Source organism: Nitrospiria bacterium (assembly GCA_035517655.1).
GTDB lineage: Bacteria > Nitrospirota > Nitrospiria > JACQBZ01 > JACQBZ01 > JACQBZ01.
Genome location: DATIYJ010000056.1, coordinates 1 through 23,928, shown reverse-complemented (window position 1 = coordinate 23,928; position 23,928 = coordinate 1). Strand labels below are relative to the sequence as shown.

The window sequence follows — 23,928 nt, the reverse complement described above, 5'->3', positions numbered from 1 at the left end:
CAGGAGGTGAGCGACGCATGAGCCAGTGGGTTCTCAAAGGCATCCGCACGGGAATAAAAACCACCGCGTATCCGCGCGATGCGGAACGCGCCGCCGGTGTTACACCGGGATTGCCTGTCGGCGGCGAGTTTTCCGCTGAAGCGGCCGCGGCGCTCGTGGACCGTTGCCCCGTGCAGGCCCTGAGTCGGACGGATGGAAGTGTATCGGTGGATTACCGCCGCTGTGTTCACTGCCATCGCTGCGTCCGCGGCGTTGAACCTCCGCTGGACTGGGAGACCACCTACGAATGGGCGGCCACCCGCAGACCTCAAAATGAATTCGGCCCGGCGTTCAGTCGCTCCATCCATATCGTCGTTGTGGACGCAGGCGACTGCGGAGCGTGCCTCAACGAGGTCAAGCAGCTCAACAATCCCTATTACAACATGCACCGGCTGGGATTCTTCATCACGCCCACGCCGCGCCACGCGGACGTGCTGCTGGTTGTCGGCCCGGTGACGGATCACATGCGCGTGGCATTGCAAAAGACGTACGACGCCATGCCGACCCCCAAACGGGTCGTCGCGGTCGGCGCCTGCGCGCTGTCCGGCGGCGTGTTCGCGGAAAGCTTTGTCTGCGAAAAAGGGCTGGCGGACGTACTGCCGGTGGATGTGGAAGTGCCGGGGCATCCCCCGCCGCCGCTGGCGATTCTGCATGGTTTATTGGTGGCGGTCGGACGCAAACCGCCGGCGTCGCTCGTCTCGACGCCATCGGCTGTTAAAACAAATCCAGCGGAACCATGATGGAATCACAAACACTCATTCTTGTGTTTCTGGCATTGTGCGGCACGGGCGTTCTGCTGTCGCTGGTGTGGCCCGAGTCGCGGCAGGGAGCACTGCTGGCCTGGGTGGGTTGTCTCGGTGCGATTACCCTGGTGTGGGCGGGCACAAACGCGTTGCTGGCCGACCAGACATTCAATCAACTACTGTGGCCGCTGCCGGAATTGGGGACGCTCACATTGAAGCTGGACCGGCTCTCGGCGGTATTTGCGGTCATCACGGGTCTGGTGCTTTTTCCGGCTTCGATATTCGCGGGCGGGGAATTGAGGGTCACACCGGAGCGTCGCGAAGGACGCGCGTTCACCGCGATGCTGCTCGGGTTGTATGCATCCATCGGTCTGATTTTCGTGGCCGGCGACGTGCTGCTGTTTCTTCTCGCATGGGAAGTCATGTCCGTTCTATCCTATCTGCTCGTTTTGTGCGACCGGAATCGTGAAAATGGCCGTGCGGGTGCGGGTTATCTGCTGCTCGCCATGGGTGAAGCCGGAACGCTTGCCGCGGCGCTTGGTTTTATTCTGCTTGCGGTTGGCGCGGGTTCGCTGGATTTCGGCGTGATCAGATCCGCCGCGTCTCCTTTGGGCCCGAGCGCGCGATGGGCGGTGTTCCTGCTTTCGTTTTTTGGCTTTGGCGTGAAAGCCGGGCTTGTGCCGGTGAATTTTTGGTTGCCGCGCGCCTACGCCGTTGCGCCGCGCGCGTTTGTTCCCGTGCTGGCGGGGGCCACGCTGAATCTCGGGCTTTACGGCATTCTGCGCGTCAATGCCGATCTCATGTCGTCGACGCAAGTCGGACCGGGTCTCGTGGCGCTCATCGTCGGCACGCTTTCGGCGTTGGTCGGGATTCTATACGCAACCACGGCCAACGATCTCAAAACGATGCTGGCGCACAGTTCCATCGAAAACGCCGGCATTGTGGTTGCGGGTTTCGGCGCGGGAATGGTCTTCGTTGCGACCGCCCATCCCGTGCCGGCGGCTATCGCGTTTGTCGCAGGGCTTTATCATCTGATCAATCATTCGCTTTACAAGACGCTCCTGTTTTTCGGCGCGGGGGTGGTCGAAGGGCAAACCGGCACGCGCGACATGGACCGGCTGGGCGGGCTGATCAAATGGATGCCATGGACAGCGCTGGGCTTCCTCGCCGGGACGCTCTCCATCGCCGCCCTGCCGCCGTTCAACGGCTTCGTCAGCGAATGGCTCACGCTGCAAACCATGCTGCGCTCGGCGGAACTGGCTTCAACGCCGGCGAAAATGGTTTTCGCTTTGTGCGGCGCGGGCCTCGCGCTCACGGCGGCGCTGGCGGTGACGTGCTTCGTGAAAGTTTTTGCAATGAGCTTTTTGGGGATGCGCCGATTGGACGGAAATCAACGCGTGACCGAAGCCGGATCCGGCGCCCTCATTCCGATGGCCATCCTCGCGGTGTTGTGCCTTGCCTTCGGCGTGTTGCCGACTTACGTGATTCCGGCATTAGACTCGGCGGCAGGTTCATTGGCCGGGGCGAGCGCCGCCGACGCCCTGGTGCCGCCGTTTTTTGCCCCCAATCCCGCGCATGACACGTTGCCGCCCGCGTTCGTCGGCGAATTCCACGACCTCGGCGCGCAAGTCGGTCAAAGTGTTTTGCCCGGCCGCGGCTTGGTCGTGCTGCATCGCGGCGGCCCGGAGAACCCGGTCGTCTTTGCCATGTCCACCTCCTACATGCTTGTGGCGCTCATTTCACTGCTGATTGTCACTTATGTTGTGATCCGGTTGTGGCTGACGCGGAGTCGACGGCTGGCGCGGCGCGAGCGATGGGACGGCGGGGTGCGGCGCTTGCTGCCGGAGATGACGTACACGGCGACGGGTTTTTCCAACCCGGTGCGGGTGATTTTCGACGCGGTGTTTCGACCGACGACGGTGGAGGACACGCGGGAGACGGTGGCGGAACATTTTCGCACCGCCATCCGCCGCGAGAAAGAGCGCGTGCATTTGGTGGACAAGCTGGTGTTTCTGCCGGTCCGGACCGCGGCGTTCTGGTTCGCGGGCGGGCTGGCCGCGATGCATCACGGACGCATCAACGTCTATGCCGCCTACGTGCTGCTGGCGTTGCTGGCGGCGCTGGTGATTGCGCTGCTTTGACAGGAGCGCCGCGCCGAACCTTCCGACACCGTTGAAAAACCCTGAAGTCGGATTAAGTGAATAAATGTTCAGTCGGTATACTCATGTTCAAGACAAAACGGTAAAAGATCTTCAGGCGCTTGCCGCGCGCGTCCGGGAAGAAGGCAGGCAGGACTTTGCCAATGCTCTGTCGGCCGTGCTTGGAAAGCTTTCCGAGAACCGATTGAACCTGGCAGTTCTCGGAGAGTTCAAACGCGGCAAGAGCACCCTCATCAACGCCCTCTTGGGCCGTCCGCTCCTGCCGATGGCCGTGGTTCCACTGACTTCGGTCATTACCGTGGTGGAATACGGGGAGGCCCTGCGGGTTGAAGCAAGGTTTAAAGACGGGCGGAAGGAAACGATCCCGCTTGAGACCATCCCCGCCTATGTGACCGAACGGGAGAATCCGAAAAACGAAAAGGGCGTGGAGCAGGTCCGGCTCACGTTTCCCGCCGCGTTCCTTAAAGGGGGTGTGCGGTTGGTCGACACTCCGGGCGTGGGATCGGTATATGAACACAACACCCGGGTCGCTTTTGAATTTCTTGCGCAAGCGGACGCGGCCCTGTTCGTGATTTCGGCTGATCCGCCCATCGGCGCGGCTGAATTGGCCTACCTCAAACATCTCCGTCCCTATGTCGAGAAGCTCTTCTTTCTTTTGAACAAGACCGATTTGCTAACGGAGAGCGATCAACGGGAGGCTCTGGAATTTACCCGAGGAACACTTTGCGACGTTCTGGGTGTGTCTTCCATCCGGCTTTATCCGATCTCGGCCCGACTGGCCCTGGAGGGCAAAACCCGGCCGGACCCGTCGAAACTTTCCCAGAGCCGGATTCCGGAATTTGAAAAGGATCTGGAGGCTTTTCTGATGGATGAGAAAGGAAGGGTCCTGCTCCTTTCAACGATCGGCAGGGCGGCGCAGATGATTGATCAGGAACGGTTCACCCTCTCTCTCCAAGAAACCGTTCTGAACGCTCCGTTGGGTGCTCTGCCGGAAAAACAGGCGGCCTTCAAACGGCAGAAGGAATCCATTCTTAAAAGGCAGGCGGCGGCTCATCACCTACTCCAAGGGGAGATCCATCAATTGCTCTCGATCCTCGAACAGGATTTGGCCGACTTCAAATGGGGCCCCGCGCAGCGATTGTCGGCGCAACTCACGGAGACCTTCGAGGCCAGCTCTGAGAAGGCCGGCGCCCTCCGGCGCCTGCTGTACGACCATATTCAGGAGAGCATCCAGAACGCGTTCAATGCATGGCTCGCCACCGAGGAGAAGAAGATCTCAAAGGACGCGGCTCGCATTACCCAACTCTTCGCCGACCGGATCAACTCCGTGGTCGAACGCCTCATGGAGGTTTCCGCAGGCCAATTCGGGGTCCGGTTCGAGCCCCTCGGCTGGACGGACGCCATGACGTTCCAAGGCGGCTTCTATTATTATGATGTTCGACTGGAGCCGTCCTTCCTGAAACCCCTCGTCCAACTGTTGATCGACCGGCTTCCCTCACGGTTCTCGCGTCGGCTCGTCTTTCAGGAGGCACAGCGGGCCTTGAACGATCAAATCGACCGGCACTGCGGGCGGGTTCGCGCGGACTTTCTGCAGCGGCTGAAAAGAGAGATCGACGGATTTCAGGCGGCGCTGGATCGGTGGGTGGATCAGACGGCGCAAGGGATCGAGCAGGCGATGGCCATCGCTCTGGACCAAAAGACCCGAACCGAAGCACGGTTAACGGCCCAGATCCGGGGTCTGCGGGAAAAAATGGAGACGCTTGAGGAAATTTTGAGTCGCCTCCGGGAATTTCGCCGTGAGGCTTCACATAACGACTAGAGCACGTCTGACCACCTTCAGCCAGGGGATCCTCTACGGATATCTCGAGTGGTGAAGTGATAAGCATCCTATCGTAACCACAAGATCTCGTTAGCTTGCCGTTCTATTCCCCCATATCTTGAATTTCTTCTTGACAACGAGAAAGGTTCTGTTATAGTAGCACCTATCCGAGCGGCTACCATATCTTGTAGTCAGGGAGATTATATGGCGCAGGAAGCACACGGAGCCGAAACGGCGCTGACCAAAGAACAGATCCAGGCCGTCATCAATCAAAAGTTGGACAACACGATTTACTGGCTGAACAAAGCCTACGACGCGAGGCCCGCGGACCCCGCGGCCGAGAAGACGCTTTTGGAGTTGATGGCCGAACTCCAGAAAATGAAGCGGGAAGCCAACGAAATCCTCGGACTGAAATCCCGCCGCGAGCCGAAAGAGCATCGGCGGCAGAGTCACGGCGGTTTCAAAGACATGACCCCTTGACATCCCTTTTGAGGTGGGACTAATATTAGCCTCGTGAGCATGGACGATCCCCAAACATCGTACGCCGTCAAATTGCCCGCCTTTGAAGGTCCGCTGGACTTTTTGCTTCACCTGATTAAAAAAAATGAAATCAACATCTACGATATCCCGATCGCGCTCATCACGCGGCAGTATCTGGAATACCTCGACCTGATGAAGTCGTTCAACCTGGCCGTCGCCGGAGAATTTCTGGTGATGGCCGCGACGCTGATTCATATCAAATCCAAGATGCTCCTCCCCCCGTCCGAGACGGACATAGAAGAGGAGGACGAAGACCCGCGCACTGAGCTGGTGATGCGGTTGCTGGAGTACCAGCGCTTTAAGGAGGTCGCACAGGGTCTGGAAGCGCGCGAACAGGAATGGCGCGAGGTGTTCCATCGCCCGCCGTCGATCGGGAGCGGCGAGTCAACCGGGGATATCAACCTCGTGGATCTGAGCCTGTATGATCTCTTGGAGGCGCTTCGCGGGGTGGTGAAGCGCGCGCCGGAGAAAAAGGACATGGAGATCGTGGTGGATGCGTTGTCGGTCCAGGAACGGATGGGCCTGATCCTGGACCGGCTGGACGCGCGTGAAAGCATCACCTTTACATCGTTGTTTGACGACGACACCACGCGCATTGCGATGGTCGTGACCTTTCTGGCGTTGTTGGAATTGATTCGGCTGAAACGGCTGCGCATTCTTCAAACCGAACTTTTTGGTGCGATACGCATATGGAAGAGCACGAGCTTACAGCCGTTCTAGAGGCGGTTCTTTTCGTTTCGGGTGAGCCGATGTCGGTGGAGGATTTGTCCGAGGTCCTCGAGGGGACCGATCCGGACCGGATCCGACGGGCCTTGGATCGTTTGAAACAGAGCTACGAATCCGCCGGCCGGGGGCTTCAGATCGCGGAGGTGGCCGGGGGCTACCAGATCGCCACGCGCGCCGAGTGCGCGCCGTGGATCCGGTCCCTCGAGAAGATCAAGACCGCCGCCCGCCTGTCCCATTCCGGGCTCGAAACCCTGGCGATCGTGGCCTACAAACAGCCCGTGACGCGCGGGGAGATCGAAGCGATCCGCGGCGTGGATTCGGCGTATGTTCTCAAGACGCTTCTGGAGCGCCGCATTGTGAAAATCGCCGGGCGGCGGGAGGGATTGGGCCGGCCCATGCTTTACGGCACCACGCGCGAATTTCTCCAGTACTTCGGTTTGAAGGATCTTACCGAATTGCCCGCTCTGAAGGAATTTAAAGAGGTGGCCGAAACCCTGCCGGAACACGAACCGATCCATGAACCGGCGGGCGACGTGACGCATTAATCCGTTTGTCTTAGAGGGCTGCGTCACCCCCCCCGCTTCGTATCGAGGATTTCCGACCGACCTGAATCCGCATAGCGAGCGAACCCCAGCCTCTGAGGCGGGGTTTGCGAGCGAATCAAAATGGGGCCTTTTCCACCCGGATCGAAGAATCCCCGGCTGGAAGGCTGGGGTTCTTCAAATCATGACCGCCATGGCAAAACCCTCCGCATCCAGAATGGGCCAATCCCAACTCCTCTGTCGCATGCTTCGGTTGTTCTACGACAAGGGATGGGTGGCCGGGACCGGCGGTGGGATCTGCGCCGTCAACGGCTCCAAAACGGCTCTGATGGCGCCGACCGGTGTTCACAAAGAAGAAATCAAACCCTCCGACCTGTTTGTCGTGGATTGCCAAAACGGCGCCGTCATCAGACCGCCCAGGAATCGTTCCTTGGCCGTATCCGAATGCAATCCTATTTTCTGCGCCGTCATCGACCGGCGCGGCGCCGGTTCCGTTATGCACAGTCATGCGCTGTCTTCCGTCCTCGCGGCCGATCTGGCCGGGGACCGCGATCATATCGTCATCGAAGGGCTGGAAATGCTGAAGGGCATCCGGGGGGTTTCAAACCAGACGAAGCATGCCGTCCCCGTGATCCACAACACGTCCCGGGAGCGGGATCTTCTGGGCGAAATCCGTCGGGTGCTCGAGAACCCTCTTTTCCAGGAAAGCTTCTGCATCCTTGTCCGGGATCACGGGGCCTATATTTGGGGAGCGGATATTTGGGAGACCAAACGGCACGCCGAAGTCTATCATTTTCTGTTCGAGGCCGTCGCGGCGCGCTCGGGGCGAAACCCAAGCGGTCCGCCGGGATAATAAAGCCGGTTCGCGGCCGTGCCGCGGGAGAGGCGGGGCTTGTGGGCACCTGCCTGCCGGCAGGCGGTTCGGAGGACGCGGAATCTATTCTCCGCACGGGCCCCCAAATAAAAATAGGAGGATCGCCATGTATACCTGTTCATGCTGTCAGCAATCGTTGGACCGGACCAAGATCGACATCCAAAGCGTCGCCGACGCGGTGGAGAAAGACAAGCTCGGCGCGAAGGACGCGTTCAAGCGGACGTACATCGGCCACGGCAAGCAGTCCAGCGTTTTTGTTTTTCAAGGTCACAAGGGGCCGTTTAAGAAACACGTCCACGTGACGCACGACGAGATCGGTTATGTTTTGAAAGGAACGGGAAAAGTCACGGTGGGCGATCGGGTGCAGGAAGTCCGGGAGGGGGACATCTGGGTGATTCCGGCCAACACGCCTCACGGCGGCGAATTCCAGACCGAGCCGACCCAGGTTCTCTTCGTTTCTTCGCCGATCGATGATCCCGATAATCCGGACCGGGTCTGGTTGGATTAGAGGGGGAGCGGGAAGGTGGCCGGCGTGCCGGAAAACGAGCGGATCGATTTCGAGAAAATGACCCGGTTCCAGTTCGACCGGGCGGCGGACGCGATGGCGTTGGACCGGGAAACCCGGGAGCTGTTCAAAATGCCGTACCGGGAGATCCGGGTCAAAATACCGGTCCGTATGGACGACGGCCGTCTGGAGATTTTTGTCGGTTATCGGGTCCAGCATAACAATGCCCGTGGGCCGATGAAGGGCGGGATCCGCTATCATCCCGAGGTCGATCTGGGCGAAGTCCGGTCGCTCGCGGCCCTGATGACCTGGAAAACGGCCGTGGTCAATATCCCGTTCGGGGGCGCCAAGGGGGGGATCGTTTGCGATCCGAAGCGCCTGTCGCCCGCGGAAATGGAGCGGATGACCCGGACCTTCATCTCGATGCTCGATGCGGTGATAGGACCGTATCAGGATATCCCGGCTCCGGATGTGAACACCAATGCGCAGGTCATGGCCTGGATCATGGACGAGTACAGCCGGCGGCACGGCTACACGCCCGGCGTGGTCACAGGCAAACCCGTCGAGGTGGGGGGGTCGAAGGGCCGGGACGCGGCGACCGGCCGCGGGTGCGTCTTCGTGCTTCAGGAAGCCGCCCGGGCGTGCGATCTCGATCTCGGGAAGTCCCGCATCGTGATTCAGGGCATCGGCAACGTGGGAAGCCACGCCGCGCGGTTGATGAGCCAGCTGGGCGGCCGGATTATCGCGATCAGCGACAGCCGGGGAGGAATTTACAATCCCGACGGTCTTCCGATGGAGCGCGTCCTGGCCTACAAATCGGAAAAACGGAGTCTGGCCGGATTTCCGGAATCGCGGGCCGTTACGAACGAGGCGCTGCTGGAACTGGATTGCGACGTTCTCATCCCCTGCGCGCTCGGGGGCGTGATCCATAAGTTCAACGCCGACCGGATCAAGGCCAGGGTGATCGCCGAAGGGGCCAACAACCCGACGACCACGACGGCGGATGAGATCCTTGAAAAGAAGGGGGTCGTCGTCATCCCGGATATACTGGCCAACGCGGGCGGTGTGACGGTTTCCTATTTCGAGTGGACGCAAAACCTGCAGCAGCTTTCCTGGGAGGAGGAACAGGTGAACCGTGAGCTCCGCACGATCATGACCCGGAGCTATCAAAACGTGGCCTCGATGGCTCGAGAGAAAAAGGCGACGCTTCGGGTGGCCGCCCACATCGTCGCGATCGAAAAAGTGGCCCGCGCCACCCACTTGCGCGGCATTTGAGGTGTTGTTGTAGCGGTTCGCCGGCTTACGGCACGATGTCCTCGCCGAAGACGCCCATCTTTTTGAATTTCTGATAGCGTTGTTCAAGCAAGTCGTCGGTTTTCAAGCCGTCGAGCTGGGCCAATTGGTTTTCGATCGCTTTTTCAAGAATCTCGGCCATCTGCGGCGGATCCTTGTGGGCGCCGCCGACGGGTTCCGGAATGATTTCGTCGATGACGCCCAAGGACCGTAGGTCCTTGGCGGTCATTTTCAAAACCTCCGCCGCCTCCAGGGCCTTGGCGCTGTTGTTCCAGAGAATGGCGGCGCATCCTTCCGGCGAGATCACGGAGTAGATGGAATGCTCCAACATCAGGATGCGGTCCCCGACGCCCAGGGCCAGCGCGCCTCCGCTCCCGCCTTCGCCGATCACGACGGCGACGATCGGCACGGCGAGTCGCGCCATCTCGATCAGGTTCCGGGCGATCGCCTCGGCTTGCCCGCGTTCTTCGGCCCCGATTCCCGGATAAGCGCCCGGCGTATCGATGAAGGTGATCACCGGCTTCATGAATTTTTCGGCCTGTTTCATCAGGCGCAACGCTTTCCGGTATCCCTCCGGGTGGGGCATGCCGAAATTTCGATCGACCCGTTCCTTCACGCTCCGGCCCTTCTGGTGTCCGATGATCACGGCCGGGCGGTTGCGGAAAATCCCGATGCCGCCGACGATGGCGTGGTCGTCCCCGTAGAGGCGATCGCCGTGGAGTTCGACGAAATCGTGGATCATGAACGCGATGTAGTCCAGGGTGTTGGGCCGGTTCGGGTGCCGGGCCAGTTGGGTCCGCTGCCAGGGGGTGAGCTTGGCGTAAATTTCCGCCTGGACTTCCTGGGCTTTTTTCTCAAGCACTCCGATCTCGCGGTGAATCAGCGGGTCGGTCTTGGCGAAGGGCTTTAATTTTTCGATCTTCTCTTCGAATTCAACGAGAGGTTTTTCGAAATCCAGGTGTTCCTTCACTAGGAGACTCCTTCGTGCCCTGCGAATCCTGTACGATCATCGCAAGACAACGGTTCCCTTTCCGAACTCCCGTTCAACGTCGGTCACAAAAAGATCGGTCGGTTTGATCCGGACCTCTTCATTCACCGCGATGGTGGACTCGGTTTGATTGGGCATCCCGAGGCGAAGATAGACGGGGCATGAACCGCGATGCCGGAGCAGGATGTCCTTCAGGCGGTGAAGGTCCTGGGAGGTCAGGCCGGTGGAATTGAGGCAGATATCGACGCGGCGGGTGCTCTGTTCCCGGACCTGGGCCAGGGGTTCGATGCCCGTCGCCTTGACCTTGGCCCCCTTTTCGCCCTTGTCGACGAATCCCGTGACGAAAAGCGGGGTGTCCGGCGTCAGAATGGCCGAGGTCTTCTTGTACAGATCCGGAAAAACCAGGATCTCGATCGAGCCCTGCAGGTCTTCCAGCGTCAGGTAGGCCATCTTGTCGCCCCGTTTGGTCGTCGCGATCTTTTGCTGGGCGATGATGCCGCACAGTTTGACCTGCCGGTCTTCCGGGACGTCGTCCAGGGTTTCGGCGTTGGCCGTGGCATAGTATCGTAATTCATTCGCATACCGCGCCAGGGGATGGCCCGTGATGTAAAAGCCGATGCTTTCCTTTTCAAGACGGAGTTTCTGCGACTCGTCCCACTCCTCCAGCGGCGGAAGCGGGTCGGGGCCGGATGTCTTTTCCGGGCCGGAGTCCTGACCGAACAGGGCGGCCTGCCCCTGCAGCCGGTCTCGCTGGGCCACGTTCCCTTCCTCGACGGCCTTTTCCAGGACGGCCGTCATCTGCGACCGCCTGGCCTTCGTCGAGTCCAGGGCGCCGCTCTTGATGAGCCCTTCGATGGCGCGCCGGTTGACCTTCCGGGAGTCGATGCGCCGGCAGAAGTCGAAAATGGACGTGAACGGCCCGCCCAGTTCGCGGGCCTCCCGGATCGAATCGATCGCGTTTCCGCCCACATTCTTGATGGCGGCCAGCCCGAAGCGGATTCCGTCCTCCACGACCGTGAAATCCCGCCGGCTTTCGTTGACATCGGGCGGGAGGATCTTGATCGACAGGGACCGGCATTCCGTGATGTACCGCACCACCTTGTCGGCGTTCCCCATTTCGCTGGAAAGCAGTGCGGCCATGAACTCGACCGGATAATGCGCTTTTAAATAGGCGGTCTGGTAGGAGATCAGGGCGTAGGCCGCGCTGTGGGATTTGTTGAATCCGTACCCGGCGAAATAGGCCATGAGATCGAAGAGCTTCTCGGCTTTCTTTTCGGGTATTCCGTTGTCCCGCGCTCCCTTGATGAAGCGTTCCTTCTGATTTTCCATCTCCTCGGGCTTCTTCTTTCCCATCGCCCGCCGGAGCAGGTCGGCCTGTCCCAAACTGAATCCGGCCAGGACGTTGGCGATCTTCATCACCTGCTCCTGATAAACGATGACGCCGTAGGTCTCCTTCAATATCTCTTTCAGTTCCGGCAACTCGTATTTGATCGGAACGAGACCGCGCTTTCGCTTGATAAAATCATCCACCATCCCGCTTCCGATGGGACCCGGACGGTACAAGGCCAGAATGGCGATCAGATCCTCGAACCCTTCCGGCTTGAGTTTAACCAGGAGATCGCGCATGCCCCGGCTTTCCAGTTGAAAGATGCCGACGGTTTCTCCGGAGGAGAGCTGTTGATACGTTTTCGCATCGTCCAGGGGGATATCGCTGGGCCGGATCGCTTCTTCGATGGAACGTTTCTTATTGATCAGTTTGACCGCTTGATCGATGACCGTGAGCGTCCGGAGGCCCAGGAGATCGAATTTGACCAATCCGATTTTTTCCAGATCATCCTTGGCATATTGCGTGACGATTTCGCCCTTGGCGCCCCGGTACAACGGCACATGTTCCGTCAGCGGTTCCTCCGAAATGACGACGCCCGCGGCGTGCGTGGACGCGTGGCGGGCCAGCCCTTCCAGGGAGCGCGCCAACGATAGAAGCTCCTGGATCTTGGGATCGGTCTTGGAGAGTTCCTGCAGGCGCGGCTCGGCCTTGACGGCTTCGTCCAGGGTGATCCCGAGCGTGTTCGGAACGAGCTTGGCCACTTTGTCCACTTCGGCGTAGGGAAGCTCCAGCACGCGCCCGACGTCCCGGATCACGGCCTTGGCCGCCATCGTTCCGAACGTGATGATCTGGCAGACGTGATCCGGGCCGAATTTTTCGGTGACGTAACGGATCACCTCCTCCCGCCGGTCCATGCAGAAGTCCATGTCGATGTCGGGGAGCGAGACGCGTTCGGGGTTCAAAAACCGCTCAAACAGAAGATCGTACCTCATCGGATCGATATCCGTGATCCTCAACGCATAGGCCACGAGACTTCCGGCCGCCGAGCCCCGCCCCGGTCCGACCGGGATGCCGTGCGACCGGGCATAATTGATGATGTCCCAGACGATCAGGAAATACCCGGCGTAGCCCATGCTGTTGAGGACGGCCAACTCGGTCGCGAGACGTTGAACGTACACCTCGTCCGAAGGACAATCCGGAGACTTGCTTTTAAGCCGCGCGGCCAGCCCTTCCCGGGCCAGTTTGTCCAGATAGTGTTCGCGGGTGAACCCGTTTGGAACTTTATAATGAGGGAGATGGATTTGATCGAAGGTCAGATCGAGGTTGCAGCGTTCCGCAATCAGCTTTGTATTGAGGACGGCTTCGGGAAGCTCCGAGAAATTCGCGGCCATTTCCTCGGCCGACTTGAGATAGTTTTCTTCCGATCCGAACCGCATCCGGTCCGGTTCATTCACCGTCTTTCCGGTCTGCAGGCAGAGGAGGATGTCGTGCGCGCGCGCGTGACCGCGGGTTAAATAATGGGCGTCGTTGGTGGCGGCGAGGGCCATCCCCGTTTTTCGATGGAGTTCGACCAGTTCTTTGTTGATCTTCTGTTGGGCCTCCAGCCCGTTGTGTTGGACTTCAAGGTAGAAGTTTCCCTTTCCGAGGATCTCTTCGTAGGCGCCGGCCGCGGCCAGCGCCTTCTCGGGTTCGCCGTTGGCGAGCAGGCTCGGAATTTCGCCCCGGAGGCAGGCCGACAGGCCGATCAGCCCTTCATGATGTTTTTGGAGCAAGTCCTTGTCGATGCGGGGTTTGTAGTAGAAGCCGTCCAGGTGAGCGGCGCTCACCAGTTTGATCAGATTTTTATATCCCGTACGGTCGGCCGCGAGCAGGATCAAGTGATAATATTCATGATGGAGTCCGCCGGACTCCTTGTCGCGATGGCTTTTGGGCGAGACATACATCTCACAGCCGATAATGGGCTTGATCCCGGCCGCCCGCGCTTTCTGGTAGAACTCGATGGCACCGAAAAGGTTTCCGTGATCGGTGATGGCCAGGGCCGGCATCCGGAAAGAAACGGCCTGTTGAAGCAGCGCGTTAACGGGGTTCGCGCCGTCCAACAGACTGTACTGGGTGTGGCAATGGAGATGGACGAAGTCGGAGTGCTTCATGGGTTTGTGAGCCAGGGATTCAATTCAAGATCATTTTACCGTTATGCCTAGGAAAAAGTCAATCAGGCCAAAATGTTGCTTCGGGTGTTCGGACCCGATGTGTCGGTCGTCCCGATCCTGGAATAAGGGGGGGGCCGTGATCCATGCCCGCTCTATTTATTAATGAGCAGTGTAAAACGGATTGAAAACTGTCTAAGGTCTTGAACAGATCGGAATCGTCTGAAAAGTAAAGACCCGCCGACGTGTTTAATTTAAATTGTCCACCCATTTTGACATTATCTGGTAGAATAAAACGGATTGTGCGTTATCCGGGCACGAGCATGTTCGTAGCGAGACAATATCACCTTGTGATATCGAGAGGTTTTGCTCTTCCCCATCGTTTCCCGTTCCATCCGCTGGAGGTGGCATAACCATTGCAATCCTATTTTAGTAAGGAAAATCATACAGACGTGTTTAGGATGTCGGGTTTTTAAAAGCGAGGGATCCTATGTTTTTTAAAGACCGGGCGGAAGCCGCAGGCTTATTGGCGGAGAAGTTGAGCGGGTACCGCGGGCGAAATCCGTTGATCTTGGCCATTCCTCGGGGCGCCGTTCCCATGGCCGAGGCGATCGCCGAGGCTCTGGACGGCGATTTGGATGTGGTTCTGGTGCACAAGCTGGCGGCGCCTGGTCAGCCCGAATTGGCGATCGGTTCGGTGGACGAGAAAGGGCATGTCTATTTGGGCGAGTATGCCGGCCGCTTGGGAGTCGGAGACGAATACATCGTCCGTGAAAAGAAAGCGCAGATGACGGTTTTGCGCAGCCGGCGCGCGCGCTATACGCCCGTACATCCCGCCGTTGATCCTTCGGGTCGCGTTGTGATTGTGGTGGATGACGGAATCGCCACGGGCGCCACCATGGTGGCTTCGCTCCGAACCGTGCGGGCCCGAAAGCCGTCTAAATTGATCGCCGCAACGGCGGTCGCATCCCGTGAGGCCTTGCCAATGATTCAAGAGCTGGCGGACGAGGTCGTTTGTCTGGAAGTTCCGGAAGTTTTTTATGCGGTCGGGCAATTTTTTCTTGAATTTCCCCAGGTCTCCGACGAAGAGGTGATCACAATCCTCAAGCGAAGCCGCTCCAGGACCGGCAACCTTAAACGATAGGGGCGGTATAACCGGTGATGCGCTCGAGAGGGAGAAGAGGAGAGAGCCGATGCCTATTTATGAATATGAATGCAGCGGGTGCGGAAAGGTTTTCACGGCCGCTTTGTCGCTCCGGGAACACGAAGAGAAAAATGTGTCCTGCCCCGGCTGCGGTTCAAAAAAGGTGGAGCAACTGATCAGCAGTTTCATGGCGAAGACCGACCGCAAGACTTGATTCCGGATGCCGGGATGAAGGGATCGTCGGCCGGTCGAAGGGAGGAAGCAGCGACGCCTATCAGGAACGTGATGAACCAGGAGGGTCTAGAATGATGCGAAACGTTTATCCGCGGGCCCGACTCGAAGCGGCGGCGGTCGGTATCTTTTTCTGGGCGACGCTGCTCATTCCGGATGTTTCGTTCGCGATGGACGGCGCCCAGCTGTTCGCTTCCAAGTGCACCCCCTGCCACGGCCCCAAAGGACAGGGCACTCCCGTGGGTCCGACCTTGAAAGGCGATCCGTTTATCATCCAGGGAGCGCCCGCCGAAATAAAAAAAGTCATCATGATGGGCCGGACGGAAAAGGAAAAGAAGTATGCGAACATTGCGAACCCGATGCCCAGCGGAATGGCCTCGGAGGCCGAAGCGGATGCGTTGGTCATCTACCTGAAGGGTGATTTACAGAAATAGAAGCATGGCCCGTCGCCGGCATCGGACCCGTGAACATCGGGATGGAGGAGAATCATGGCGCGCATCGTGGTCATCGGGTCGTCCATCGGCGGATTGCCGGCGGCCTACGAATGTCAGAAGCTCCTGGGCAAGAGACACGACGTTGCGGTGGTCTCGAACGTGGATTTCTTCCACTTTGTTCCATCCAATCCCTGGGTCGCGGTCGGGCGACGCACGCGGAAGGATATTTCTTTCCCGCTGGCGCCGATCCTCAAGAAGAAGCGGGTCGAATTCATCCACGCTGCGGCCGACCGGATCGATCCGGAACACAATCGGATCATCACCGCCCGGGGCCAGGTTCCCTACGACTATTTGATCGTTGCGACGGGGCCCAAATTGAATTTTGCGGCCGTTCCGGGATTGGGACCGAGCGAGCATACTCAATCGGTCTGCACGGTGGACCATGCGGAACAGGCGTGGGGAGCCTACCAGGCCTTCTTGAAGGATCCCGGGCCGGTGGTCGTCGGCGCGGCGCAAGGGGCGTCGTGTTTCGGCCCGGCGTACGAGATGGCCTTTATCCTGGATGCCGATCTCCGGAAGCGGCGGCTGCGACGGAAAGTCCCGATCTATTTCGTCACGCCGGAGCCCTACGTCGGTCACATGGGGCTGGCGGGTGTCGGCAAGTCCCGCCGATTGATGGAGGATGAATTTGCCGACCACTCCATTCAGTCCGTCGTAAACGCCGCGATCAAGGACGTGCAGCCGGGGAAGCTGCTCTTGGAAGGCGGGCAGGAAATCGCGTTCCGATACGCGATGTTCATCCCGCCGTTTTTCGGCGTGGATGCCATGGCCGGGACGGCCGGTCTGTGCAATCCCAAGGGGTTCGTAAATATCGACGCCTATCAGGCGAATCCCCGCCATCGGAATATCTACGCCGTGGGGGTATGCGTGGCCATTCCGCCGGTGGAACAGACGGCGGTTCCGACCGGAGCGCCGAAAACGGGCTACATGATCGAGTCGATGGTCTCGGCCGCGGTCCACAACATCAAGGCCGACATCGAGAACGACCCGAAGCGGGAGACCGCCACCTGGAACGCGATTTGCCTGGCCGACATGGGCGATACCGGCATCGCATTCGTGGCGCTGCCTCAAATGGCGCCCCGAAACGTGACGTGGGCCAAAAAGGGGCGGTGGGTGCATCTGGCCAAGATCGCCCTGGAGAAGTATTTTCTGCACAAGATGAAGGGGGGTGTGAGCGAGCCCTATTATGAGAGAGCCATCTTAAGGGCCTTAGGGATTGCAAAGCTGGAATCAGGCGCCTGAGTCATCAGGAGGAAACGCCACAAGGAGGAAATGAAATGAGCCCGTTGTTCCATTCGCAGGTCCGTTGTGGAATTATCTTGGCGGCCGGGGAGGGGAAACGCCTTCAGCCGTTCATCCGGCAGTTGCGCGGGAAGGATCTTCCCAAACAGTACGTCAATTTCGTCGGAACGCGCTCGATGTTGGAGCATACCTTTCACCGCGCCGAGAGGTTGATCCCGTCCGATCGTCTCTTCACGGTGGTGGGTCGGGACCATCTAAGGCATCCGGAGGTTTGGCGACAGCTGTCGGATCGTCCGAAGGGGAGCGTGATCCTTCAGCCCCTGAACAAAGAGACCGGACCGGGGATCTTCCTCCCGCTGATGCATCTTCACAAGCAATATCCCGAAGCGGTGGTGGCGGTCTTCCCGTCCGATCATTTCGTGCTGGAGGAAGACCTGTTCATGCGTTACGTGGACCAGGCCTGTCGTGTGGTGGAGCAGGATCCGTCTCGCCTGGTGTTGCTGGGAGTGGAGCCGCGTGCCCCGGAACCGGAGTACGGCTATATTCTGCCGGTCGACGACACGAGCCCATCCTCCCGACTCGGGATTTGTCCGGTCTCTCGGTTCATCGAAAAGCCGGACCGCCGCGCCGCGAAGGAACTGTTCCATAATGGAGGATTGTGGAACACGATGGTGATGGCCTTCAAGGCCAAGACCCTTCTGGCGCTGGCCAGTAAAGTGGCCCCGGCTCTCTGGCATTCCTTCCAGCGGATCTGGCATTCGGTCGGGACGCCCGCCGAATCCGAGGTTGTGGAAGACGTTTACCGGAGAATAGAACCCGTGAATTTTTCGAAAGGACTGCTGGAGGCTATTTCGGTGCAGTATGCGTCCCATTTGGAAGTGCTACCGGTACGGGATGTGTACTGGAGCGATTGGGGTTCGGAGCGGCGGATTAAAATCATGCTGGAGAAGCTGAACCCTCTTGAGCCGTTGACCGAAATTCAAACCGTTTGAAGCGGAAAGAGGGGCGGGAGATGGCATCTTGATCAATCAGACCTTTGGACCTTGCAACTAAAAAGGGTTGAGAATATGATGGGAGGGCATGGCAATGAAGAAAATATCGAACGAGATCGGTAAAGGTGGCGAATCGGTTTGGCCCAACGCGTCTGCTTTTCAGGACCGGCTTCGTGAACAGGTTGCGCAAAAGGCCTATGAGCTGTATGAAAAACGGGGCGGCCTCCACGGCCACGATATCGAGGATTGGCTCGAGGCCGAGCGCCTGATCCAGGCCGCGACGAAGGTCAAGGCCGATGCCAAGGCCAAGGTCGAAACCAAAGCCAAAGTCGATGCCAAGGCGCCCGTTCGGCAAAAAGTCATGGCCGCCAAATCCGGATCCGCTCTGGATACCCGTTGATCCACGCGGTCTGAGGGAAAAATAATGTTCCAGATCCGCATCCATGGGCGCGGCGGGCAGGGGGTCGTGACGGCCGCCGAGATCTTGGCCGTGGCGGCTTTTCTGGAGGGTAAATACGCGCAGGCCTTTCCCAGTTTCGGATCCGAACGAATGGGAGCCCCGGTTACGGCCTTCTGCCGGATTGCCGACCGCGCGATTCGGCTGAGAGAGCCGGTGATGGAGCCCGATGCTTTGATCATCCAGGATCCCACGCTCCTCCATCAGGTGGATCTCTTCGCGGGCATCCGTCCGTCGGGGTACATCCTGATCAACTCCGCCCGGACCCCCGAGGAACTTGGAATGGACGAGTTGATTTCCCGCCTGCCGGCCGGCCACCTTCGAACGGCTCCGGCCTCCGAGATCGCCCTTGAAAAGACCGGCCGCCCCCTTCCCAACGCGGCCTTGATCGGCGGCCTGGTGGCCTTGACCGGTCTTCTCCGTTCGGAGGCCGTAGGCCGGGCCATACGCCGGAAATTTCCGGGGAAGGTCGGGGAGGCCAACGCGGAGGCGGCCGAGACGACCTATCAGGCCGTCGCGTCCGGCCGTCCATGGCCGTCGAGGGAGAAAAGTCATGCCGGAACAAATTGAGGGCTCGCAGGCCGTGGCGGCCGCCGTGGCGCGCTGCCGGCCGGAAGTGATTTCCTGCTATCCCATCACGCCGCAGACCCACATCGTGGAAAACCTTTCCGCGCGCGTGCGTCGGGGGGAAATCGGAGATTGCCAGTTCATCAACGCCGAGTCCGAATTCGGCGCGCTGAGCATCCTGATCGGGGCTTCCGCGGCGGGCGCCCGAACCTACACCGCGACCGCGTCCCAGGGACTCTTGTTCATGGCCGAGGCGCTGTACAACGCCTCCGGGCTGGGGTTTCCCATCGTCATGACGATCGGCAACCGGGCGATCGGAGCGCCGATCAATATTTGGAACGACCATTCCGACAGCATGTCGATGCGGGAGGCCGGCTGGATCCAGGTTTTCGCCGAGACGAATCAGGAGGCGGTGGACCTGCACATCCAGGCCTTTCGCCTGGCCGAGGAGTTGAGTTGTCCGGTCATGGTCTGCATGGACGGGTTCATCCTCACGCACGCCTACGAGCCGGTCGAGCTTCCCGCTCAGGAGCAGGTCGATGCCTTCCTGCCCCCGTACGATCCCATCCAGGTTCTGGATCCGGCCGATCCCGTGACCATCGGCGCGATGGTCGGCCCGGAGGCCTTCGCCGAGGTGCGGTATCTCGCCCATCACAAACAGCTGCTCGCGTTGGAGCGGATTCCACAGCTCTGCGCCGAATTCCGTGGGCGGTTCGGACGAAGCTCCGGCGGTTTGACCGACGCCTACCGGACGGACGATGCCGATACGATTTTGGTGGCGTTGGGCTCGGTCAACGGCACGATCCGGGACGCGGTCGATGAATTAAGGGAGCAGGGCGTGAAGGTCGGCAGTTTAAAAATCGGTTCGTACCGTCCGTTTCCGACGGCGCAGGTGCGGGCCGTTCTTCATCCGGCGAAACGGGCGATCGTGGTCGAAAAGGACCTGGCGCCCGGAAAGGGAGGGATCGTCTCCAGCGACGTTAAAATGGCGTTGCGCGGTCTTCCGACCGTTGTCCAGACCGTGATCGCGGGCCTGGGCGGCCGCTCGATCACGAAGGCGTCGCTCATCCGGTTGATCGGGGAAGCCCGGGCCGGAAAGCTGGACGAACCCCACTTCCTGGATCTGAACTGGACCGTGATCCGTCAGGAGCTTGAACGGCAGCAACGCCGGCGGCGGTCGGGCCCGATGCCGGAGCATGTCTTGCGGGCCGTCAATGCCGTCAACTCGAAGCTGACGTGAAAGGGAGTCTCATCTATAGAGGGTAGACAACAAAGTTTCTACCCAGCGAGCAACGCGAGCGAGAGGGGGAGGCTCCATCAAGCTCTGCTTGTGGAGGGGGCGACGTGAGCCCCTATATCAATATGGCCGATCGGCAACGGATCAAGTTTTATCAAACCGGAACCTTCACCGCGGGAAATCGTCTGTTGGGGGAGGAGGACCGGACCGTCCAGTCCAGGATGGACCGGACCAATTCCCTCAACTCCGGCCACCGGGCCTGCCAGGGCTGCGGAGAAGCTCTGGGCGCCCGTTACGCGATCGACGCCGCCATGCGAGCCGCGCAGAACAAATTGATCGCGGTCAACGCGACGGGATGCCTGGAGGTTTTCTCGACTCCCTACCCGGAGAGTTCCTGGCGGATTCCCTGGCTGCATTCGCTCTTCGGCAATGCCCCGGCCGTGGCCGCCGGCGTCGCGGCCGCGCTTCGGGCCAAGGGCCGCGCGGACGTAAAGGTGGTCGCCCAGGGCGGGGACGGGGGGACGGTCGACATCGGGTTCGGATGTCTTTCCGGAATGCTTGAGCGCAACGATGATGTTCTGTACCTCTGTTACGACAACGAGGGCTACATGAACACCGGCGTCCAGCGCTCCGGCTCGACGCCGCCGGCCGCGCGGACCATGACCACGCCGGCCGTGGGGGAGCATCCGGGGAATTCCTTCGAGACCGGAAAGAACGTCCCTCGCATCGCGATGGCCCACGGCATTCCCTACGTGGCGACAGCCTCGGTGGCGGACCTCCGGGACCTGGAGGCCAAAGTAACGAAGGCGATGGGGCTTACCGGTTCGAGATACATTCATATCCATGTTCCCTGTCCGCTGGGATGGGCGCACGACCCGGCGCTCACGATCCGGGTCGCCCGTCTCGCGGTCGAGTCCGGTCTGTTTCCGTTGTTTGAGGCCGAGCATGGACAAATCACCGGCCGGACCCTGATCCGGCGGAAAGTTCCGGTGGAACGTTACCTCGAGCTGCAGGGCCGCTTCAAGCATTTGTTCCAGGATCCGTCCCATCGGGAAACCCTCGCGGCCATTCAGGCCGTCGCGGACCGCCATATCGCCGAATACGGCTTGATGGAAGGAGCGGGCTCCCATGGAACGTAAACCCTTTGCCATCAGCCTCGACCCGAACAGCAGCCTGGCCAACCACACCGGCATGTGGCGGACCGAGCGCCCGGTCTATGTCGATCGTCTGCCGCCTTGCAACCACGCCTGCCCGGCGGGCGAGGATATCCAGGGCTGGCTGTACCCGGCCGAGGAAGGAAAGTACAAGGAAGCCTGGGAAGTCCTGATGCTGGATAATCCCTTTCCGGCGCTTCACGGCCGTGTCTGCTATCATCCGTGCGAGACGGCCTGCAACCGGGCCCAATTGGATGAGGCGGTCGGGATTCACGCCGTCGAGCGGTTTCTGGGCGATCAGGCGATCCGGGAAGGCTGGCGGGTGGTCTGCGGACCGGCGACCGGAAAAAAGGTCCTGATCGTCGGCGCCGGTCCCAGCGGCCTGTCGGCGGCCTACCATCTGGCCCGCTTCGGCCATGCCGCGACGATTTACGACGCCGGTCCCAAGGCGGGCGGAATGATGCGCTTCGGGATTCCGAAATACCGTCTCCCGCGCGACATTCTGGACACCGAGATCGCCCGGGTCGAAGCGATGGGCGTTACGATCCGGTTGAATCATAAGGTTGAGGACCTGGAGGCGGCCCTGATCGAAGGAAAGTTTGACGCGGCCTTTCTCGCCGTCGGAGCCCATCTCGCCAAGCGGACCGAGATTCCCGGGCGCGACGCGGGGAAAATCCTGGATGCGGCGAGTTTCCTGAAAAGCATGGAGGGCAAAACTCCTCCGAAGATCGGAAGGCGGGTCATGGTCTACGGCGGGGGAAACACCGCGATCGACGCCGCGCGGACCGCGAAGCGTTTGGGCGCGGAGGAGGCCGTGATCGTATACCGGCGGGACCGCGAGCATATGCCGGCCCACGATTTTGAGCTTAAAGAGGCGCTCGAAGAAGGGGTCGTCATCCATTGGCTTCGGACGATCAAACAGGCGGACGACGTAAAGTTTACGGTCGAGGTGATGGAGTTGGATGAAACCGGCCGTCCGAAGCCGACCGGCCGGTTTGAGGAAATCGACGCGGACACGGTGATTCTGGCGTTGGGCCAAAACGTGGATACGGGTTTTTTACGGAACGTTCCCGGCCTGGTCATCGCCGAGGACGGCATCATCCGGGTGGACGAGACGATGATGACGGGGCGGGCCGGCGTCTTTGCGGGGGGCGACATGGTTCCGTCCGAGCGCACGGTCACCGTGGCCACCGGCCACGGGAAAAAAGCCGCGCGGCATATCGACGCCTATCTGCGCGGGACCCGTTACGTGAAAGCGGCGGCTCACCCGGTCGCGACGTTTGACAAGCTCAACACGTGGTATTACACCGACGCCGAACGGTCCAAACAACCGGTTCTGGAAGCCGCCCGGCGGCGTTCCACCTTCGATGAGGTCGCGGGGGGCCTCGATCCGGAATCCGCGTTGCTCGAGGCCCGGCGCTGTTTGTCGTGCGGCAACTGCTTCGAGTGCGACAACTGTTACGGCGTCTGCCCCGACAACGCCGTGATCAAGCTCGGCCCCGGGAAACGCTTCGCCTTCAATTACGACTACTGCAAGGGCTGCGGCATCTGCGTGAAGGAATGTCCCTGCGGCGCGATCGAGATGGTCAAGGAGAAGATTTAGAAGTTTTCGCGATTCAGGTTGAGCGGTCGAGACCGATCTCGCTTGGAATCGGCGCTTTAATAAATCCCGGATGAAACGAGAGGAGAGATCGAATGCGACGAAAGAAAATTGCGGCGTGGGGACTGGTATGGCTGGGTATAATCTTAGGCGCTCCCGAGGCCTATTCTCAAGACGCCGATCTGATCAAGCAGGCCAACCAGTTTTTTAAACCGCTTCCGAGCGCGATGCCCGCGCCCGCGGACAATCCGACCACCCCCGAGAAGGTTGCCCTGGGAAAGATGCTCTATTTTGAACCGCGGTTGTCCAAAGGCGATACGATCAGCTGTAATTCCTGTCATAATCTGGCGACCGGCGGGGTGGACAACCTTCCGACGTCGATGGGACACCTGGCCCAGTTCGGTCCCCGAAACGCGCCCACCGTCCTCAACGCGGGCCTCGAATTCGCCCAGTTCTGGGACGGCCGCGCGGCGTCTCTCGAGGAGCAGGCGAAAGGGCCGATCTTAAATCCGATCGAGATGGCCATGCCGGATCAGGGCATGGTGCTGTCCCGGATCCGAACCATTCCGGAGTACGTCGAGAAGTTCAAAAAGGCCTTTCCCGGTGATACGGATCCGATCACCTATGACAACATCGCCCGGGCCATCGCGGCCTTCGAGCGGACGTTGTTGACGCCGTCCCGATTCGACGACTTTCTCAAGGGAAAGTCGGACGCACTGACTGATCCGGAGAAAAAAGGGCTGGGACTGGTCATCAAGAAGGGCTGCATCATCTGCCACAACGGGGTGGGGGCCGGTGGGGGCATGTTTCAGAAATTCGGCATCCGGGACCGCTACGAATACAGCGATGATCTGGGCCGGTACAACGTGACGAAGAAGGACGCGGACAAGTATTTCTTTAAGGTGCCGATGTGGAGGAACGTCACGCGGACCGCTCCTTATTTTCACGATGGCTCCATCTGGGACCTTGGCGAAGCCGTCCGGATCATGGGACGGATTCAGCTCGGCGCGAAGCTGACGGACGACGAGGTCGATTCGATCGTCGCGTTTCTTCATTCCCTGGAGGGAAAAATGCCGGAGGAGGCCCTGATCCTGCCGGTCCTTCCCGC

General features: G+C 60.0%; 22 protein-coding genes. 20 read left to right on the top strand and 2 right to left on the bottom strand.

What is annotated here, in order from left to right; translation table 11 throughout:
* Positions 1-17 precede the first annotated feature (17 nt).
* The 9 genes from VLY20_10245 to VLY20_10205 all read left to right on the top strand — a co-directional run bounded on the left by VLY20_10245 (position 18) and on the right by VLY20_10205 (position 9,222).
* Complete coding sequence (locus VLY20_10245) at positions 18-779, top strand: 4Fe-4S ferredoxin (protein HUK57025.1); 762 nt, start codon at positions 18-20, stop codon at positions 777-779.
* The gene (locus VLY20_10240; protein HUK57024.1) at positions 776-2,923 is read left to right on the top strand and encodes a proton-conducting transporter membrane subunit; all 2,148 of its coding nucleotides are present in this window, start codon (positions 776-778) and stop codon (positions 2,921-2,923) included. Before VLY20_10245 ends, VLY20_10240 begins: the two co-directional genes overlap by 4 nt.
* 64 nt (positions 2,924-2,987) lie before the next feature.
* Positions 2,988-4,760, top strand: coding sequence for a dynamin family protein (locus VLY20_10235; protein HUK57023.1), 1,773 nt, complete (start codon positions 2,988-2,990; stop codon positions 4,758-4,760).
* Positions 4,761-4,964: 204 nt separating this feature from the next.
* Positions 4,965-5,240, top strand: a complete 276-nt coding sequence (locus tag VLY20_10230; protein HUK57022.1) for a hypothetical protein — start codon at positions 4,965-4,967, stop codon at positions 5,238-5,240.
* A 39-nt stretch (positions 5,241-5,279) separates the two neighbouring features.
* Positions 5,280-6,020 (top strand): segregation/condensation protein A, encoded by a 741-nt coding sequence (locus tag VLY20_10225; protein HUK57021.1) that lies wholly within the window; start codon positions 5,280-5,282, stop codon positions 6,018-6,020.
* Positions 5,990-6,571 (top strand): SMC-Scp complex subunit ScpB, encoded by a 582-nt coding sequence (gene scpB, locus VLY20_10220; protein HUK57020.1) that lies wholly within the window; start codon positions 5,990-5,992, stop codon positions 6,569-6,571. Before VLY20_10225 ends, scpB begins: the two co-directional genes overlap by 31 nt.
* A gap of 181 nt (positions 6,572-6,752) precedes the next feature.
* On the top strand, positions 6,753-7,421 hold the full coding sequence (mtnB, locus tag VLY20_10215) for a methylthioribulose 1-phosphate dehydratase (protein HUK57019.1): 669 nt from the start codon (positions 6,753-6,755) through the stop codon (positions 7,419-7,421).
* 127 nt (positions 7,422-7,548) lie between these two features.
* A complete protein-coding gene (locus VLY20_10210; GenBank protein ID HUK57018.1) occupies positions 7,549-7,950 on the top strand; it encodes a cupin domain-containing protein in 402 nt (133 codons plus the stop codon).
* A 57-nt stretch (positions 7,951-8,007) separates the two neighbouring features.
* The gene (locus tag VLY20_10205; protein ID HUK57017.1) at positions 8,008-9,222 is read left to right on the top strand and encodes a Glu/Leu/Phe/Val dehydrogenase dimerization domain-containing protein; all 1,215 of its coding nucleotides are present in this window, start codon (positions 8,008-8,010) and stop codon (positions 9,220-9,222) included.
* Between the two features lie 25 nt (positions 9,223-9,247).
* Here VLY20_10205 and VLY20_10200 read toward each other — a convergent pair whose 3' ends face one another.
* Together VLY20_10200 and VLY20_10195 are read right to left on the bottom strand one after the other, a co-directional pair.
* Positions 9,248-10,210 (bottom strand): acetyl-CoA carboxylase carboxyltransferase subunit alpha, encoded by a 963-nt coding sequence (locus VLY20_10200; protein HUK57016.1) that lies wholly within the window; start codon positions 10,208-10,210, stop codon positions 9,248-9,250.
* A 36-nt stretch (positions 10,211-10,246) separates the two neighbouring features.
* A complete protein-coding gene (locus tag VLY20_10195; protein ID HUK57015.1) occupies positions 10,247-13,705 on the bottom strand; it encodes a DNA polymerase III subunit alpha in 3,459 nt (1,152 codons plus the stop codon).
* Positions 13,706-14,192: 487 nt separating this feature from the next.
* On the opposite strand from VLY20_10195, the gene VLY20_10190 reads away from it, so the two are divergent.
* The 11 genes from VLY20_10190 to VLY20_10140 form a co-directional block, all read left to right on the top strand.
* The gene (locus VLY20_10190) at positions 14,193-14,846 is read left to right on the top strand and encodes a phosphoribosyltransferase family protein (GenBank protein HUK57014.1); all 654 of its coding nucleotides are present in this window, start codon (positions 14,193-14,195) and stop codon (positions 14,844-14,846) included.
* Positions 14,847-14,895: 49 nt separating this feature from the next.
* On the top strand, positions 14,896-15,060 hold the full coding sequence (locus VLY20_10185) for a zinc ribbon domain-containing protein (GenBank protein HUK57013.1): 165 nt from the start codon (positions 14,896-14,898) through the stop codon (positions 15,058-15,060).
* Between the two features lie 91 nt (positions 15,061-15,151).
* Positions 15,152-15,511, top strand: coding sequence for a cytochrome c (locus tag VLY20_10180; GenBank protein HUK57012.1), 360 nt, complete (start codon positions 15,152-15,154; stop codon positions 15,509-15,511).
* A 54-nt stretch (positions 15,512-15,565) separates the two neighbouring features.
* Complete coding sequence (locus VLY20_10175; protein HUK57011.1) at positions 15,566-16,813, top strand: FAD-dependent oxidoreductase; 1,248 nt, start codon at positions 15,566-15,568, stop codon at positions 16,811-16,813.
* 35 nt (positions 16,814-16,848) lie between these two features.
* The gene (locus tag VLY20_10170) at positions 16,849-17,805 is read left to right on the top strand and encodes a sugar phosphate nucleotidyltransferase (GenBank protein ID HUK57010.1); all 957 of its coding nucleotides are present in this window, start codon (positions 16,849-16,851) and stop codon (positions 17,803-17,805) included.
* A 94-nt stretch (positions 17,806-17,899) separates the two neighbouring features.
* Complete coding sequence (locus VLY20_10165) at positions 17,900-18,205, top strand: DUF2934 domain-containing protein (GenBank protein HUK57009.1); 306 nt, start codon at positions 17,900-17,902, stop codon at positions 18,203-18,205.
* 24 nt (positions 18,206-18,229) lie between these two features.
* Positions 18,230-18,832 carry a 2-oxoacid:acceptor oxidoreductase family protein gene (locus VLY20_10160; GenBank protein HUK57008.1) on the top strand — a complete coding sequence of 201 codons (603 nt, stop codon included), beginning with the start codon at positions 18,230-18,232 and terminating at the stop codon, positions 18,830-18,832.
* Entirely contained in the window at positions 18,816-20,069 is a 1,254-nt protein-coding gene (porA, locus tag VLY20_10155; GenBank protein ID HUK57007.1) for a pyruvate ferredoxin oxidoreductase, read from the top strand. The genes VLY20_10160 and porA overlap by 17 nt, the downstream gene beginning before the upstream one ends.
* Before the next feature lie 122 nt (positions 20,070-20,191).
* The gene (locus VLY20_10150) at positions 20,192-21,205 is read left to right on the top strand and encodes a thiamine pyrophosphate-dependent enzyme (protein ID HUK57006.1); all 1,014 of its coding nucleotides are present in this window, start codon (positions 20,192-20,194) and stop codon (positions 21,203-21,205) included.
* Positions 21,195-22,823 (top strand): NAD(P)-binding protein, encoded by a 1,629-nt coding sequence (locus VLY20_10145; protein HUK57005.1) that lies wholly within the window; start codon positions 21,195-21,197, stop codon positions 22,821-22,823. Before VLY20_10150 ends, VLY20_10145 begins: the two co-directional genes overlap by 11 nt.
* A 92-nt stretch (positions 22,824-22,915) precedes the next feature.
* Positions 22,916-23,928 (top strand): cytochrome-c peroxidase (locus tag VLY20_10140; protein ID HUK57004.1); only part of this gene is annotated, 1,013 nt, incomplete at its 3' end.

Bases quoted from the DNA above. Each gene is read 5' to 3' on its own strand.
- VLY20_10145 (HUK57005.1), top strand. From the start codon at position 21,195: ATGGAACGTAAACCCTTTGCCATCAGCCTCGACCCGAACAGCAGCCTG.
- VLY20_10175 (HUK57011.1), top strand. From the start codon at position 15,566: ATGGCGCGCATCGTGGTCATCGGGTCGTCCATCGGCGGATTGCCGGCG.
- scpB (HUK57020.1), top strand. From the start codon at position 5,990: ATGGAAGAGCACGAGCTTACAGCCGTTCTAGAGGCGGTTCTTTTCGTT.
- VLY20_10180 (HUK57012.1), top strand. From the start codon at position 15,152: ATGATGCGAAACGTTTATCCGCGGGCCCGACTCGAAGCGGCGGCGGTC.
- VLY20_10245 (HUK57025.1), top strand. From the start codon at position 18: ATGAGCCAGTGGGTTCTCAAAGGCATCCGCACGGGAATAAAAACCACC.
- mtnB (HUK57019.1), top strand. From the start codon at position 6,753: ATGACCGCCATGGCAAAACCCTCCGCATCCAGAATGGGCCAATCCCAA.
- VLY20_10235 (HUK57023.1), top strand. From the start codon at position 2,988: ATGTTCAGTCGGTATACTCATGTTCAAGACAAAACGGTAAAAGATCTT.
- porA (HUK57007.1), top strand. From the start codon at position 18,816: ATGCCGGAACAAATTGAGGGCTCGCAGGCCGTGGCGGCCGCCGTGGCG.
- VLY20_10160 (HUK57008.1), top strand. From the start codon at position 18,230: ATGTTCCAGATCCGCATCCATGGGCGCGGCGGGCAGGGGGTCGTGACG.
- VLY20_10225 (HUK57021.1), top strand. From the start codon at position 5,280: ATGGACGATCCCCAAACATCGTACGCCGTCAAATTGCCCGCCTTTGAA.
- VLY20_10230 (HUK57022.1), top strand. From the start codon at position 4,965: ATGGCGCAGGAAGCACACGGAGCCGAAACGGCGCTGACCAAAGAACAG.
- VLY20_10240 (HUK57024.1), top strand. From the start codon at position 776: ATGATGGAATCACAAACACTCATTCTTGTGTTTCTGGCATTGTGCGGC.
- VLY20_10185 (HUK57013.1), top strand. From the start codon at position 14,896: ATGCCTATTTATGAATATGAATGCAGCGGGTGCGGAAAGGTTTTCACG.
- VLY20_10190 (HUK57014.1), top strand. From the start codon at position 14,193: ATGTTTTTTAAAGACCGGGCGGAAGCCGCAGGCTTATTGGCGGAGAAG.
- VLY20_10150 (HUK57006.1), top strand. From the start codon at position 20,192: ATGGCCGATCGGCAACGGATCAAGTTTTATCAAACCGGAACCTTCACC.
- VLY20_10205 (HUK57017.1), top strand. From the start codon at position 8,008: ATGACCCGGTTCCAGTTCGACCGGGCGGCGGACGCGATGGCGTTGGAC.
- VLY20_10170 (HUK57010.1), top strand. From the start codon at position 16,849: ATGAGCCCGTTGTTCCATTCGCAGGTCCGTTGTGGAATTATCTTGGCG.
- VLY20_10210 (HUK57018.1), top strand. From the start codon at position 7,549: ATGTATACCTGTTCATGCTGTCAGCAATCGTTGGACCGGACCAAGATC.
- VLY20_10165 (HUK57009.1), top strand. From the start codon at position 17,900: ATGAAGAAAATATCGAACGAGATCGGTAAAGGTGGCGAATCGGTTTGG.
- VLY20_10195 (HUK57015.1), bottom strand. From the start codon at position 13,705: ATGAAGCACTCCGACTTCGTCCATCTCCATTGCCACACCCAGTACAGT.